The 14,094-nt window shown below is 63.3% G+C and carries 11 protein-coding genes; 7 read left to right on the plus strand and 4 right to left on the minus strand.

What is annotated here, in order from left to right:
- Positions 1–57: 57 nt before the first annotated feature.
- The 5 genes from ACVW16_RS28940 to ACVW16_RS28960 all read left to right on the plus strand — a co-directional run bounded on the left by ACVW16_RS28940 (position 58) and on the right by ACVW16_RS28960 (position 5,595).
- Complete coding sequence (locus ACVW16_RS28940) at positions 58–1,455, plus strand: hypothetical protein (RefSeq protein WP_456738052.1); 1,398 nt, start codon at positions 58–60, stop codon at positions 1,453–1,455.
- Positions 1,452–2,603 (plus strand): Gfo/Idh/MocA family protein, encoded by a 1,152-nt coding sequence (locus ACVW16_RS28945; RefSeq protein ID WP_456738053.1) that lies wholly within the window; start codon positions 1,452–1,454, stop codon positions 2,601–2,603. The genes ACVW16_RS28940 and ACVW16_RS28945 overlap by 4 nt, the downstream gene beginning before the upstream one ends.
- Positions 2,604–2,722: 119 nt before the next feature.
- Positions 2,723–3,913 (plus strand): dihydrodipicolinate synthase family protein, encoded by a 1,191-nt coding sequence (locus ACVW16_RS28950; RefSeq protein WP_456738054.1) that lies wholly within the window; start codon positions 2,723–2,725, stop codon positions 3,911–3,913.
- On the plus strand, positions 3,913–4,776 hold the full coding sequence (locus tag ACVW16_RS28955) for a sugar phosphate isomerase/epimerase family protein (RefSeq protein WP_456702423.1): 864 nt from the start codon (positions 3,913–3,915) through the stop codon (positions 4,774–4,776). The genes ACVW16_RS28950 and ACVW16_RS28955 overlap by 1 nt, the downstream gene beginning before the upstream one ends.
- 582 nt (positions 4,777–5,358) lie before the next feature.
- Positions 5,359–5,595: a hypothetical protein gene (locus ACVW16_RS28960; RefSeq protein WP_456702424.1), complete on the plus strand. Its 237-nt coding sequence runs from the start codon at positions 5,359–5,361 to the stop codon at positions 5,593–5,595.
- 37 nt (positions 5,596–5,632) lie between these two features.
- Here ACVW16_RS28960 and ACVW16_RS28965 read toward each other — a convergent pair whose 3' ends face one another.
- Together ACVW16_RS28965 and ACVW16_RS28970 are read right to left on the minus strand one after the other, a co-directional pair.
- On the minus strand, positions 5,633–7,072 hold the full coding sequence (locus tag ACVW16_RS28965) for a Spy/CpxP family protein refolding chaperone (RefSeq protein WP_456738055.1): 1,440 nt from the start codon (positions 7,070–7,072) through the stop codon (positions 5,633–5,635).
- 647 nt (positions 7,073–7,719) lie between these two features.
- A complete protein-coding gene (locus tag ACVW16_RS28970) occupies positions 7,720–9,129 on the minus strand; it encodes a GGDEF domain-containing protein (protein ID WP_456702426.1) in 1,410 nt (469 codons plus the stop codon).
- A gap of 493 nt (positions 9,130–9,622) precedes the next feature.
- Between ACVW16_RS28970 and ACVW16_RS28975 the strand changes: the two genes are divergently transcribed.
- The gene (locus ACVW16_RS28975; RefSeq protein ID WP_456702427.1) at positions 9,623–11,176 is read left to right on the plus strand and encodes a putative bifunctional diguanylate cyclase/phosphodiesterase; all 1,554 of its coding nucleotides are present in this window, start codon (positions 9,623–9,625) and stop codon (positions 11,174–11,176) included.
- A 135-nt stretch (positions 11,177–11,311) separates the two neighbouring features.
- Here the strand turns inward: ACVW16_RS28975 and rocD are convergent, their stop codons facing one another.
- The gene (gene rocD, locus ACVW16_RS28980; RefSeq protein WP_456738056.1) at positions 11,312–12,526 is read right to left on the minus strand and encodes an ornithine--oxo-acid transaminase; all 1,215 of its coding nucleotides are present in this window, start codon (positions 12,524–12,526) and stop codon (positions 11,312–11,314) included.
- Here rocD and ACVW16_RS28985 point away from each other — a divergent pair.
- On the plus strand, positions 12,510–12,692 hold the full coding sequence (locus tag ACVW16_RS28985; protein WP_456702429.1) for a hypothetical protein: 183 nt from the start codon (positions 12,510–12,512) through the stop codon (positions 12,690–12,692). The genes rocD and ACVW16_RS28985 overlap by 17 nt on opposite strands.
- Positions 12,693–12,696: 4 nt before the next feature.
- Here ACVW16_RS28985 and ACVW16_RS28990 read toward each other — a convergent pair whose 3' ends face one another.
- On the minus strand, positions 12,697–13,917 hold the full coding sequence (locus tag ACVW16_RS28990) for a cytochrome P450 (protein WP_456738057.1): 1,221 nt from the start codon (positions 13,915–13,917) through the stop codon (positions 12,697–12,699).
- Positions 13,918–14,094: the final 177 nt, after the last annotated feature.

A 14,094-nucleotide genomic window follows, 5' to 3' on the forward strand; every position in this document is an offset into this window, starting at 1 on the left:
CAAGTCGCCCGCGGCTACACCGATCTTGTCGAAATTACCTCGCGTTGCTGTAACACCATGTCCCCGCGCCTGAAGCTGCGTGACATCACCTTCTTCGAACGTGCCGTGCAGTTCGCGCGGCCGTTCCGCTTCGGCGCGATCACGATCAACGCGACGCCGCAGTTGTTCGTGCTGGTCGAGATCGAGGTCGACGGCAGAGGAGCCTCGGCCGGCGCCAGCGCAGAACTGCTGGTGCCGAAATGGTTCGACAAGCGGCCGGAACTGTCGCCGGCGCAGACCGTCGACGGCTTGCGCCGATCGCTGGAGATCGCGCGTGGGCTTTACCTGGCGCAGACGGGATTCCTGACGGCGTTCGATCTGCACGCCGAATGCATTGGCGCGCAGGTCGCGGCCTGTGCCAAGAACAACATCCCGCCCCTCGCGGCGGCCTTTGGTCCTGCGGAAATCGACAAGGCGATCCTTGATGCGCTGCTTCGGGCTGCGGAGACCAATTTCTTCGACGGAATGGCCGGCAATATCGCCGGCATCGATGTGCGGCTCTCGCCCGACCTGAAGGACGCGGATCTCACGACATTTCTCTTCGGCCGCAAGCCGCTGCCGCGCGTTGCGATCAGGCATACCGTCGGTCTCGATGATGCCATCGAAGGCGAGGGCGGCGTCGCCGACGCAGACGTGAACGCCGGCGCGAATTACTTCAAGCTGAAGCTGTCGGGCGATCCCGCCGGCGATGCGGCGCGGCTGGCGCGGATCGGCAAAGAGCTCGATAGGCTTGGTCGCCACTGCAAGGTGTCGCTCGATGCCAATGAGCAATATGCGGACCTTGCCGCACTGAAGGCGCTGATCGACCAGCTCGATCGCGAACCCGCATTGCGGTCGATCGCGTCGCGATTGCTCTATGTCGAGCAACCGATGCCGCGAGACACCACCAGGCAAGCGCCGCTCGGCTCGCTCGCCGCGCGCCGATTCATCATCGACGAGGCCGACGATTCCTACGATGCCTTTCCCGCGGCGCGCGCGCTTGGCTATCGCGGCATCTCCTCGAAATCCTGCAAGGGGCTCTACAAGTCCATCGTCAACGCGACGCGTGCAGCGAAATGGAGCGCGAGCGGAGAGAAATTCTTCGTCACCGGCGAGGACCTGACCTGCCAGGCCGGCGTTGCCGTGCAGCAAGATCTCGCGCTCGGCACCTTTATCGGCATCACCCATGCCGAGCGCAATGGTCATCACTATGTCGACGGCTTCGGCGAGGCGCCGGCCGCCGAAGCTGCGGCCTTCGCAGCCGCGCATCCCGATCTCTACGCCGATGCCGGGCAGGGCATCCGCCTCAGCATTCACAACGGCGATCTCCTGACGGGGTCGCTTCACTGCGTGGGCTTTGCGACCTCGGTCCATCCGGACTGGTCGGCGCTCCGCCCGCTCGAACGGCCAAGATCACTTCAGGAGTATCCGGCATGACCACCCAACGCCTCGGCCTCATCATGAACGGCGTCACCGGCCGCATGGGGCTCAACCAGCATCTGGTCCGCTCGATCGTTGCGATCCGCGACCAGGGCGGCGTCCGCCTGAAGAACGGCGATCGCATTATGCCCGATCCGATCCTGGTCGGCCGCAGCGCGGAGAAGGTCGAGGCGCTCGCCAGGCGCTACAACATCACGCGCTGGACCACGGACCTCGACGCGGCGCTTGCCGACAAGAACGACACCATGTTCTTCGACGCCGCGACCACCCAGGCGCGGCCCGGCCTGCTGACCCAGGCCATCAATGCCGGCAAGCACGTCTATTGCGAGAAGCCGATCGCGACGAACTTCGAGGAAGCTCTGGAAGTCGTCAAGCTCGCCAATGCCAAGGGCGTCAGGCACGGCACCGTGCAGGACAAGCTGTTCCTGCCTGGTCTGAAGAAGATCGCCTTCCTGCGCGACAGCGGCTTCTTCGGCCGCATTCTCTCGGTGCGGGGCGAGTTCGGCTATTGGGTGTTCGAAGGGGGCTGGCAGGAGGCGCAGCGGCCGTCCTGGAACTACCGCAGCGAGGACGGTGGCGGCATCATTCTGGACATGGTCTGCCACTGGCGCTACGTGCTCGACAATCTCTTCGGCAACGTCCAGAGCGTGGTCTGCATCGGCAACACCGACATTCCCGAGCGCTTCGACGAGCAGGCCAAGGCGTACAAGGCGACCGCAGATGATTCCGCCTACGCGACGTTCCAGCTCGAGGGCGGTGTCATCGCTCACATCAACATGTCCTGGGTCACGCGCGTCTATCGCGACGACCTCGTCACCTTCCAGGTTGACGGCACTCACGGCTCGGCCGTCGCGGGCTTGACCGATTGCATGATCCAGGCGCGGCAGGCGACCCCGAGGCCGGTCTGGAATCCCGACGAGAAGCGGCTGCACGATTTCTACGGCGACTGGCAGAAGCTGCCTGATAACGTCATCTACGACAACGGCTTCAAAGAGCAGTGGGAAATGTTCATCCGCCACGTCTACGAGGATGCGCCCTACAAGTTCACGCTGCTCGAAGGCGCCAAGGGCGTGCAACTCGCCGAATGCGCGCTGAAGAGCTGGAAGGAGCGGCGCTGGATCGACGTCGCGCCGATCAAGGCCTGATATTCCGATGCCAGTAATTTCGTCATTGCGAGCGAAGCGAAGCAATTCAGGGTCTTTCCGCAGAGGCAATCGCTGGATTGCTTCGCTTCGCTCCCAATGACGGGGAGAGGTTCGAAACCATGAATAAGCCCGTCCAGCCGATATCGTCATTGTCGCTCAAGCTGCCGAAACCCGACCGCTCGATCGAGACCTACCGGTTAGCTGCCTCGCGCACTTTTCCCGCAAAGCTCGAGGGCCCGCTGAACCGCATCGCTTTCTCGGCCGTGCATACGGTGGCCGATCCCTTCGCCGACAACGATCCCTGGCTGTCGGTCGCCGTCGACTGGGACAAGACCATTGCCTTCCGCGAGCATATCTGGGACCTCGGCCTCGGCGTTGCCGAAGCCATGGATACCGCGCAGCGCGGCATGGGACTGGACTGGCCGACCTCGCTGGAGCTGATCACGCGTTCGGTCAGCGCCGCGAAACGCCGCAACGCGCTGGTGTTCTCCGGTGCCGGTACGGATCATCTCGCAGTCGAGGACGCCAGGAGCCTCGACGATGTGATCCGCGCCTATGAGGAGCAGATTTCGGCAGTCGAGAAGGTCGGCGGCCGCATCATCCTGATGGCGTCGCGTGCGCTGGCAAAGCTCGGCCGCAACGCTGACGACTACGCAAGGGTCTATGACCGTGTGCTGTCGCAGGTTCGCGAACCCGTGATCATCCACTGGCTTGGCGATATGTTCGATCCCGCGCTGACCGGTTATTGGGGCACCAAGGATCTCGACAAGGCGATGGACACGGCTGTGGCCATCATCAATGGCAATGCGGCCAAGGTCGATGGCGTAAAAGTCTCGCTGCTCGACAAGCAGCGCGAGATCGACATGCGCCGTCGCCTCGACAAGCGCATCAAGATGTATACGGGCGACGACTTCAATTATGCGGAGCTGATCGCCGGCGACGGCGAAGGCTTTTCGCACGCGCTGCTCGGCATCTTCGATGCGATCGCGCCGGCGGCGTCCTACGCAATGTCGCGGCTGGCGGCCGGCGACGAGCCAGGTTTCCACGACGTGCTGGGGCCGACGGTGCCGCTGTCGCGTCACATCTTCAAGGCGCCGACGCGCTTCTACAAGACCGGCATCGTCTTCATGGCGTATCTCAACGGTCACCAGGATCACTTCACCATGGTCGGCGGCCAGGAGAGCACGCGCTCCACGCTGCATCTGGCGGAGCTGTTCCGGCTGGCCGACAAGGCCGGCCTGCTCGCCAATCCTGACCTCGCGACGCAGCGGATGAAGACGGTGCTCGCCAGCCATGGTGTCGAATCCTGATGCGCGATTTTTCGTCCGACCATCGCTGGCTTTCACTGAATACGGCGACAGTGCGCAAGCAGGGCGATCTCGTCGAGATCATCGATGCCTGCGCACGTCACGGCATCCGCGCCATCGATCCCTGGCGCGACCAGGTTGCCGCCGTCGGTCTGGAGCGTGCCGCGCGCGCGGTGCGCGATGCGGGCCTCGATCTTTCGGGCTATTGCCGCGGCGGCATGCTCACCTCGGACGCCTCGCGCCGCACGGAAGTGCGCGACGACAACAGGCGCTGCGTCGATGAAGCCAAGGCGCTGGGCGCGCCCTGCATTGTGGTCGTGGTCGGCGGCCTGCCGCAATATTCACGCCCGGGCAGCGAGGCGTCGAAGGATATTGTGGCCGCACGTGGGCAGGTCGAGGAAGCTCTCGCCGAGCTGCTCGACTATGCCAAGCAGGCAAATCTTCCGCTGGCGATCGAGCCGCTGCATCCGGCTTACGCCGCCGACCGCGCTTGCGTGAACACCACGAAGCAGGCGCTCGACATCTGCGACCGGCTCGACCCCGATCGCACCGGTATGCTCGGCGTCGCGCTCGACGTCTATCATATCTGGTGGGATCCGGAGCTGATGGGCCAGATCGCCCGCGTCGGCAAGGACCGCTTGCTCGCGTTCCATGTCTGCGACTGGCTGGTGCCGACCAAGGACATCCTCAACGACCGCGGCATGATGGGCGACGGCGTCATCGACATCAAATCCGCGCGCGCCGCCGTGGAGGCGCAGGGCTTTGCCGGCTATTCGGAGATCGAAATCTTTTCGAATGACTGGTGGGGAAAGCCGATGGATGAGGTGCTGCGCACCTGTATCGAACGTCACAAGACCGTGGTCTAAATTCCGCGCGCTGCCCTCGCGGGCCTGCGACCCAGTTGCGGCGAGTTGAAGCGACCCTTCGGCTTGCCGGCGGCCGGACGCGAGGATTGTCATGTCTCGGCGGACGGGAGGCTATCTCGTATACGGCGCCGAAGCGGTTAGCTCGTGCGGTGCACCGAACTGGTTGGAGTACCACCAATGATGAGGTGGACAGCCATCAGCTTTCGGGCGGAATATCGTCGTCCCGATGCCGCACCTCGCCACACTCTGTGCCGGATCGGATGCGGTAATCACGGCACGCGCGCCCGGCGCGCGCGCCTTGGCATCAACGATCAGCAGGCGCGGCGGATGTACCCGGGCCTGTTGATCTTGAATGGCCCCGACGTGCAATCGTCGGGGCCATTGTTGTGATCGGCTTGTCGGCCCGGTCCGGTGCAGCGTCCATCCAAGGCCGTTTCGGGCCGGCCATTCTCTGAAAAGGTCAGACGATTGCGCTATCATCGATCACCGGCAAACATCGGACTATCAGTCGTCGATCCGACCTGCGAAACTGCGAGAACACAAATGCGCCTGTTAACGAGCAAGCGCAAAGGGAGGTTCGCAGTGGAAAGAGTGAAACGGTTGCGTGCAATGGGCTCACTGTGCCGCCAACAGGCCGCGTACAACAGCATGAACAAATGGAAGCTGCTCGCAGAAGCAGAATATTGGGATCATCTGGCTGAGCTTGAGTTGTCTGCTCACTTCCAACAATGCAACGCCTCTGGTTCGAATGAGATAGAACGGCCTCAAGCGATCGCAAACGCGAATGACGCTCGAGGGGAAACGAACTCCGCCGCGTGAGATTCGGCATGAGCCGCGAAACAATGCGCCGCTGCCCTCACGGGCCTGCAACCTGCTGCAGCGTGTTGAAGCGCGCCTTCTGTTCGCTGCTCAGCGTGGCATAGAACTCGTCCAGCGCGGGCTCGACCAGGTTGGCGGCCGTCAGCATGGCCTCGAGCCGGTGCTGCATCGCTTCGAGCCGCCCGACCGGCGTCAGCGGTCTATCGTTCGGGCAGGCCGCCTGCAGGGCCTCAACGCCCTTGGCTGTCGCTTCACTGAGGCGATCGAGCGCGTCCTTCTGCTTTCCGGCGGGATGGAGCACAGCCTCGATCCTTTGGATCGGCAATTGGGTCAGGCCGGATTTCGGATCGCCACAGTTCTCGGCGTTGGCTTGCTGCTGCTGCGCGCCGTCGCCGACATTGGGGCCGAGCGCGTTGAAGCGCGCCTGCTGCTCGTCGCTGAGCGAGTTGTAGAAATTCTCCAGTGCCGGTCGCACGATCTTGACCGCTTCCAGCGTCGCGCTGATGCGGTTCATCATGGCCCGCAACCGGCCAGGCGGCGTCAACGCATAGGTCTCTGAACAGGAGTTTTTGAATACGTCGGCAGCCTTGGCCGCCGCCGCCTTCAATTCGTCGAGCAGCGCGCGTTGCTCCGGCGTCGGCTGCACAGCCCTCTCGATATCGCCAAGCGGCCAGGCGGTGACGCCCTTGTCCGGGGTGCCACACATCTGCTGTAGCGTTTGCGGGTTCACGCTGGCGCGCGCATGCGCGCGGCGACTGCCGCCGGATTGCGGATAGTCATAAGAGTTGGTGCTGGCATAGGCGGAATAGGGGCTGTCGCCACCCCAGAACACGGTATCGACGAAGTCGTCATACGCGTACGCCCAGTAGTCAGGCTCGTAAGCATAGGACCAGAATGTGTAATCGAAAATGTCGGAATAGGCGTAAGGCCAGAACACGGGCCCGAGCCACGCCACGAACACCGCGGGATGGCGGTGTCGCCAGGCTTGCCGGGGAGCCCAGCCGTTCTCGCGGGTGGTGAGCGCAGCCTGGGTCTGTGCATTCGCCTGCTGACCGAGGTGCTCGGCAAATCGCCCGCGCTCAGCCGCCTGCCCGGCCGCGGAAGCGGCGGCTCGCCCGACTGTGGCCGGCTCAGGGCCCAGCCGCTGCAACCGCGCCTGATCGCGCTGTTGCATGCTCTGCTCGCGTTGGAGCAGGCGGTTCTGCAGCATCCGCCCCTGTGCACGTTGCGCCCGCGCGCCTTCCGGCTTTTGCGATTGCAATTGCTGCACGCGCTGTTGCAGCCGGTCGATACGGCTCTGCCGTTCCGCGCTTTGGCGTGTGAGCATCTCGCGCTGCCGCTGCTGCGCGACTTGCTGTCGCTGCTCGGTCTGCTGCTGATGCTGTTGCGCGCGCTGTTCCGTCTGCTCCTGCCGCGACGGCCGTGCGCTCACCGCGGGTGCCGCGTTCGGGTGTGAGGGGGCGGCGATATGCGGCATCGGTCGCGAGGCCGTGGCCGGACGTTGCGGCGCTGCCGGCGCCCGGTGGAATTCGGGCCGCGGCGCCGCGAAGTGCGGGGCAGCCCGCGGCGGCGGGGCAGCGAAGTGTGGGGCCGGACGGGGCGGCGGTGCAGCAAAGTGTGGGGTCGGACGCGGTGGCGGTGCGGCGAAGTGCGGCGCCGGATGCGGCGCCATCGCCGGTGGATGGAACGCGGGCGCGGCGGGACGGGCCATGGCCGGCGGCGCCGCCGGACGAGCCATCGCAGGTGGCGCGGCTGGACGCGCAGCCGGTGCCGGTGGTCCCCCCCTTCCATGGTGGTCTTGGGCGGCCGCGTTGACGCTCGCCGCGATCATCGAAGCACCAACCAAAAACGCCGAAAGGCACACGCCACGCGGAAGCATGATTGTCGCTCCCAGCTCGTAATCGCCCACAACTTTCAACGCGCAGATGGCGGATTGGTTCGTTGTTGCTCGTCGCCCTGCGATCTTCCGACGCAGGCAGTTTCACGCGAAATCCTGCGTCAGGTCGTTGCGAAATGCTCCAGGGCCCAGTCGACCTGGTCGCCGGTGGTCACCGGTGGCGGTGCGATGTAGATGCCGTCGCTGGCCGGCTCAAACCGGAATGGTGCGCCCTGCATAGATGGCCCCTACGCGACGATCACACGATTGCGACCTTCATGTTTTGCGCGATAGAGCCGCTGATCGGCGACGCTCAGGATTCCGTCAACCGTGTCTCCATCGCGCCCGAACTCCGACACTCCAACACTGATGGTGACGCCGACCGACGGCTGGGCGCCGACGTCGAATGCAGTGCCTTCAATGGCCGATCGAAGGCGCTCCGCGACAACGCAAGCCGCGTCGAGGGTCGCCCCCGGCAGCAACACCATGAACTCTTCACCGCCGACGCGCGCGACGGAGTCGTAGGGGCGGATCGCCTCCAGACACTTGCGCACGAATACGCGGAGGACCTCATCGCCGACGCTGTGACCACGCGAGTCATTGATATCCTTGAAATGGTCGAGATCGAGCGACAGCAGGGATAGTGGAGCACCGCTTCGCCTGGCCCGCGCGATCTCGGCGCCGATATGTTCGATGAAGTGGCGCCGATTTCCGGCACCGGTCAGCGGGTCGGTGGCAGCCAGGCGTTCCAGTCTTTGATTGCTCAGCTGCACCTGCTGTAGGGCTCTTTGAGTGTCTGCCATCGACGCGGCCAGGCGGGCCGCCATTTCTTCCTGGCTATAGATAGTCGAGAATGATTGCGTCGTTCGGAAAGCCTGGACAACGCCATAGCTGAGCAGGAAGAAGCCGCCAGCAAAGATCGCGTGGGCGAGCCACCACATATGATTCCACGGCGCCGCCAGAATGAACGCGAGCGACGATAGCGCAAACCACGCGACCGAAATGCCGAAAATGAGCATGAGCGGCGAGTGAATCCGTCGCATGAGCAGGACCGCGACGTTCAGTGCGTTGAACACCAGTGCGCCGCCCTCCATGGACAAGCGGACCACCGGGTGTCCGGCAAAGGGGGAGTAGGCGATCAGAGCGACGGCTATGTCCATCGTCAGGAACAGGCCAATCCAAATCAGCCATGCGCGCGCATCCGAACGCTTCTCGACCTTGTCCGACGGCTGGTTGTAGCTGAGCAGCCCAACGAAAAGCAGAATCGACATCGCGAGACGCGACGCCGGTCCATAGAGCAGAAACAGCCATATATTTCGGTGTGCCATCCCGGTGAAGGCGCCGTGCGGCGCATAGATCAGCACGAAGCCGAGAAAACCCAGGGTCATCCAACGCAACAGAGGTTCGCCTGAAGACCGGTAGCAACGCCATGTCACGTAGGTGACGAACAGCCCTTCGAGGGTGGCGACGGCAATCGCGAATTCGTGGAACAGATGATTTTCGAATTTTAGCGTGGGATCCTGCTGGAAATAGAGGTAGGCGATGAACAGGGCAGGCATCAGGGCGAAGGCGATGAGGAGAAGGCTCGTATACGCCTGTGTGGCCAGCCGGAGCGCGTTGGGCGGCTCGGATACCGCAAGATCGGTGCTCATATGCATCTACCGTCTCCCATGGTGATACCTGCAGTCGTTTGATGGACTGTCGGTGGCTCGCCGGCCGCGAGAGCGCGGTCAAACCGGGACGATGTTCGGGAGTCGCACAGCCGGCCGAGGAAGATTTATAGCGTCAACGTTAACACGCCTTGACCGTTAGTTCCAGAACTTACAACCTTCGCGGGAGTCCGGTAGCGATCACCGATAGCACGGCTCCTGGTTGAGGCGTGCCGATGGAGGCGGCAACGCTTTTGCCGGAACGACCATGCAATCCGGCCAAGCCTTTACCGTCGCGGCTTTGCGAAGCGTCAATCGAGTTCCGACGATCGGCGCACGAGCGCACAACATGTGGTATTAAGCTGAGATCTATGCTACCTTTAAGAACATCACTGGAACAGCCGGCGTCGGCAAAGGTTCGACTGTGATGAAGTCAACGCCACGATCGCGCGTACTGCACGCCGTTTGGTTCGATTGGCGTAGCTCCGCCGCAAGGGATTTCATGGCTCTCTTTGGCGGCGTCGTTCTCGCTTCGATCTTGGCGCATGTCTATGAGCTTGGTCCTCGTCTGTTTCAGCTAGGCCTGGGCTATGCGGATTCGGCACCCGACGACATCGTTTTCATCATTTTCGTCGCGTTCTTCCTGTGCCTTGCGCTGACAATCTTCAGTGTTCGCCGCTATCGGGAGCTCGTCTGCGAAACCAAAGCACGAGCCACTGCTGAAGGAGAGGCGCGCGATCTGGCGCGACACGATCCGTTGACCGGGCTGCCTAACCGCCGCCTGTTCGATGAAAAACTCGACGCGTGCCTCAGCCGCGCCAGCGACACGCACCGGGTGGCCGTTCTGATGCTTGGCCTTGATGGCTTCAAGAGGATCAAGGACACGCATGGCCACGCAGGAGGGGACAAGGCATTGTGCGAATTTGCCAACAGGGTCGCCGACATCTTGCGCAAGGATGGCGTGCTGGCGAGGATCGGGGAGGACGAATTCGGGATTGTCCTGCCAGACATCAGCTCCCTCGACGTTCCCACCAATCTGGCGCGCCGTATTGTGGCGTCCGCCGCCGACACTTTCGCGATCGAGACCGGGGCAGCCGAGCTTGGCGTTGGAATTGGCATCGCCATCGCTCCGACTAACGGGGTCAATCTCCGCGAATTGGTCCGGCGCGCAGATCGTGCACTTTATCGCGCACAAGGCGGTGGCAGGCCGTGTGTTCGCTTTTTCGAACCAGAGATGGACATGCATGTCGAGCGGCGCATCCAGATCGAGCGAGAGCTTCGCAGCGCCATCACGGCGGATATTATCGAACCGCACTACCAGCCGCTGGTTTCGCTCAAAGGTAATTGCATCATCGGGTTCGAGGCCCTGGCGCGCTGGGAAAACAGGACGTTGGGGCGTATTCCACCAGACGTGTTCATTCCGATTGCAGAGGAAACGGGCCTCATCAACGCGCTTGGAGATCAGCTTTTTCGCCGCGCCTGTTTCGATGCCAATGCGTGGCCGGAGGCGTTTATGCTTGCCTTCAATATCTCGCCCATTCAATTGCGTGATCCCGCGCTTGGACAGCGCATTTTATCGATCCTTGGGCAAACCGGGCTCAGTCCGCGCCGCCTGGAAATTGAAATTACCGAGAGCGCGTTCGTGGAAAAAACCGGGGTTGCGAAGGCTGTGATTGATGAACTCCGTCAAGCCGGTGTCCGCATCGCGCTCGATGACTTCGGAACAGGTTATGCGACGCTTAGCCAGCTGCTTTCGTTTCGCCTCGACAAGATCAAGATAGACCGCAGTTTCGTGTCGCATCTCGACGACAGTACCGACAGCCGGGTGATCGTTCGTGCTATCCTTGGCCTTGCAAAAGGATTTGGCTTGACGACCACGGCCGAGGGCGTCGAAGACGCAGGCCAACTGGCCTATCTGTTGGCCAATGGCTGCACAGAAGGACAAGGCTACCTGTTCAGTGATGCCGTCCCGGCCGCCGGTGTCCCCGCGCTGCTTGATCGCGAATTCGGCCGCACGGCGGTTGCTGAAGATGGCCCAAGAAGTCTGCATGCGTGAGCCGATGTGCTGACGCGGTTCGTCATGGCGCGCAGGCGGCCGCGTGGCTTCAGCCCATAGGAAGCAAACGCGCAGGTGGCGAAGTCGTTGGTTTGTTGATTGCCGCCGCCTTGCGGTGTTCCGACGCAAGCAGCCTCACGAGAAATCCTGCGTCAGGGTGGAGGCGAACCGCTCCAGGGCCCAGTCGACCTGGTCGCTGGTGATCACCAGCGGCGGCGCGATGCGGATCGTATGCCCATGGGTATCCTTGGCGAGGATGCCCTTGGCCTGGAGCGCCTCGCAGTAGCGCCGTGCGCGCCCGGCCTCGGGATGCAGCTCGACCGCCAGCATCAAGCCGCGCCCGCGGACCTCGCGGATCGTGTTGGCGCGGATGTCTTTCAGGCCTTCCAGAAAGCGTGCGCCCTGCGTCGCCGCGTTCTCGATCATGCCTTCCTCGACCAGCACGCGCATAGCGGCGCGCGCCACCGCGCAGGCAAGTGGGTTGCCGCCGAAGGTTGAGCCGTGCTGCCCGGGCCTCAGCGTGCCGAGCACTTCGTTGTTCGAGAGCACGGCCGAGACGGGATAGAAGCCGCCGGACAGCGCCTTGCCGAGCAGCGTTACGTCCGCCTCGATTCCCTCGTGCTGCTCGGCCAGCAGCTTGCCGGTACGGCCAAGCCCGGTCTGGATCTCGTCGAGCACAAGCATCACGTTGTTGGTGCTGCAGAGCTGGCGCACATTCGCAAAGTAGCCGGCCGGGGGAATGATGACACCGGCCTCGCCCTGGATCGGCTCGACCAGAAAGGCGACGGTGTTGGGCGTGATCGCCGCCGCGAGGGCAGCGGCGTCGCCGAACGGGATGATCTTGAAGCCCGGCGCGAACGGCCCGAAGTGCTTGCGGGTCTCAGGGTCGGTCGAAAAGCCGACGATGCCCAGCGTACGTCCGTGGAAGTTGTCGGCACAGACGATGATCTCGGCCTGGCCGTCCGGCACGCCCTTCACCTCATAGCCCCATTTGCGGACCGACTTGATCGCGCTTTCGACCGCCTCGGCGCCGCTGTTCATCGGCAGCACCTTGTGGGAGCCGGTGAGCGCCGCGATCTCTTCGTAGAAGGGGGCGAGCTGGTCGTTGTGGAACGCGCGCGAGGTGAGCGTCAGCCGCTGTGCCTGCTCCACCATCGCCGCCAAGATCCTGGGGTGGCCGTGGCCCTGGCTGACTGCGGAATAGGCGGAGAGGCAATCGAGATAACGCTTGCCTTCGCTGTCCCAGACCCAGACACCTTCGCCACGCGAGAGGACGACCCCGATCGGTTCGTAATTGTGGGTGCCGAGGCGCCGTTCCGTTGCGAGGACATCAATGACCGACGCGCTCATCTTCGTCACTCCATTGCTGGGCGCCGGCGTTGACCGACTGCGCCGGCCGCACTCAATCGATGTGGGTATCGGACTGCCCGCCCGGAAGTCTTCGGACCGGCGATATTCGTCGACCTTCGATCTGATCCGCAGGATCGTCGTCAGCGCAATTGATCGATGCTCATGACGCCTCAGCCGATCGAGCAGGGGACGCTCAGGAAGCCGCGAAACCGCACCCGGCCGCCGCGCACCGGCTGCCCGCTCACGGCGTAGTCGGGGAAGCGCGCCAGGAAACGCGAGATCGCGATCGCGCCTTCGAGCCGCGCCAACGCCATGCCGGCGCATTGATGCGCGCCGGTGGCGAACGCAAGATGCCGGTTCGGCGTGCGCGCGACGTCAAAGCGTTCAGGGTCGGGAAATTGCGCCGGGTCGCGGTTGGCAGCTCCAATGCACAGTGTCACCGACGTGCCCGCTTCGAGCATGACGCCGCCGAGCTCGACAGGTTCGGTCGTCATGCGGTTGCCGAGCTGGTTCGAGCTTTCGTAGCGCAGGATCTCCTCGACAGCAGTTTTGATCAGATCCGGATTGTCGATCAAGCGTTCCCTCTGGTCAGGATTCCGATGTAGCGCGACGAGGCCGTTGCCGATCAGATTGGTCGTGGTCTCGTGGCCGGCATTGAGCAGGAAGATGCAATTGTGGAGCAGCTCCTTCTCGGTCAGCCGCTCGCCGTTCTCCTCGCCCTGGATCAGGCGGGTCAGCACGTCGCGATCAGGGTTACCCGGCTTCTGCCGTCGGCGCGCGACCAGCGTTTCGAGATAAGCCAGGAAATCCGTCACAGCCCTGTTGCCGCGCGTGGCGGCCTCGATCGATACGACAGGCTCGAGTGCGCCAAGGATCGCCAGCGACCAATCGCGCAGCGGCGCACGCTCGTCGTGGGGAACGTCGAGCAAATTGCCGATGACCTCGATCGGAATCGAGGCGGCAAAATCCTCGATCAGCTCGCAAGCCCCCTTGGCGGCGATGGCGTCGAGCAGGCCGTCGACCAGCTTGACGATATCGCCCTCCATCCCTGCGATCGCGCGCGGCGACAGCGCGCCCATGATCAGGCGCCGCACGCGGGTGTGCGCCGGCGGGTCGTTGAAAACGAGGCTCGTAGTGTGGTGCTCGTACAGCGGGGTGTGGCCATATTTCGGCGCGAACTCGCGCTTCTTGTCCGAGCTGAACGACTTTGTGTTCTTGTAGGTGGTGACGAGGTCGTCGTAGCGCGTCAGGAATACGGTGCCGCTCGCGAGCCGCTTGACCGGCTCGTTCTCCCGCAGTGCACGATAGGTCGGATAGGGATCGTCGTAGAATTCGCTCGTCAGCTTCGCCAGATCGAAATTGGCCGCCAATTCGTTCGCATCTGCGTTCATGCGCCATACTCACCTGATGACACCGATATGCTGTTTTCGCTTTTTCGAGTTCTGCTGACCACCGTCTACGGCCATGTGGTGATTAGCAAGTCGACCGGCGTCGGCAATCACATGGCACTCTGTCGCTGATTCCGATCCTGCGGTTGTGGCGACCTCGGCTCCCAGCCAATCCGAGGC

Source organism: Bradyrhizobium sp. USDA 4474 (genome assembly GCF_054057515.1).

Bases quoted from the DNA above. Each gene is read 5' to 3' on its own strand.
- ACVW16_RS28975 (WP_456702427.1), top strand. From the start codon at position 9,623: ATGGCTCTCTTTGGCGGCGTCGTTCTCGCTTCGATCTTGGCGCATGTC.
- ACVW16_RS28950 (WP_456738054.1), top strand. From the start codon at position 2,723: ATGAATAAGCCCGTCCAGCCGATATCGTCATTGTCGCTCAAGCTGCCG.
- ACVW16_RS28965 (WP_456738055.1), bottom strand. From the start codon at position 7,072: ATGCCGCATATCGCCGCCCCCTCACACCCGAACGCGGCACCCGCGGTG.
- ACVW16_RS28970 (WP_456702426.1), bottom strand. From the start codon at position 9,129: ATGCATATGAGCACCGATCTTGCGGTATCCGAGCCGCCCAACGCGCTC.
- ACVW16_RS28955 (WP_456702423.1), top strand. From the start codon at position 3,913: ATGCGCGATTTTTCGTCCGACCATCGCTGGCTTTCACTGAATACGGCG.
- rocD (WP_456738056.1), bottom strand. From the start codon at position 12,526: ATGAGCGCGTCGGTCATTGATGTCCTCGCAACGGAACGGCGCCTCGGC.
- ACVW16_RS28945 (WP_456738053.1), top strand. From the start codon at position 1,452: ATGACCACCCAACGCCTCGGCCTCATCATGAACGGCGTCACCGGCCGC.
- ACVW16_RS28985 (WP_456702429.1), top strand. From the start codon at position 12,510: ATGACCGACGCGCTCATCTTCGTCACTCCATTGCTGGGCGCCGGCGTT.
- ACVW16_RS28990 (WP_456738057.1), bottom strand. From the start codon at position 13,917: ATGAACGCAGATGCGAACGAATTGGCGGCCAATTTCGATCTGGCGAAG.
- ACVW16_RS28940 (WP_456738052.1), top strand. From the start codon at position 58: ATGTCCCCGCGCCTGAAGCTGCGTGACATCACCTTCTTCGAACGTGCC.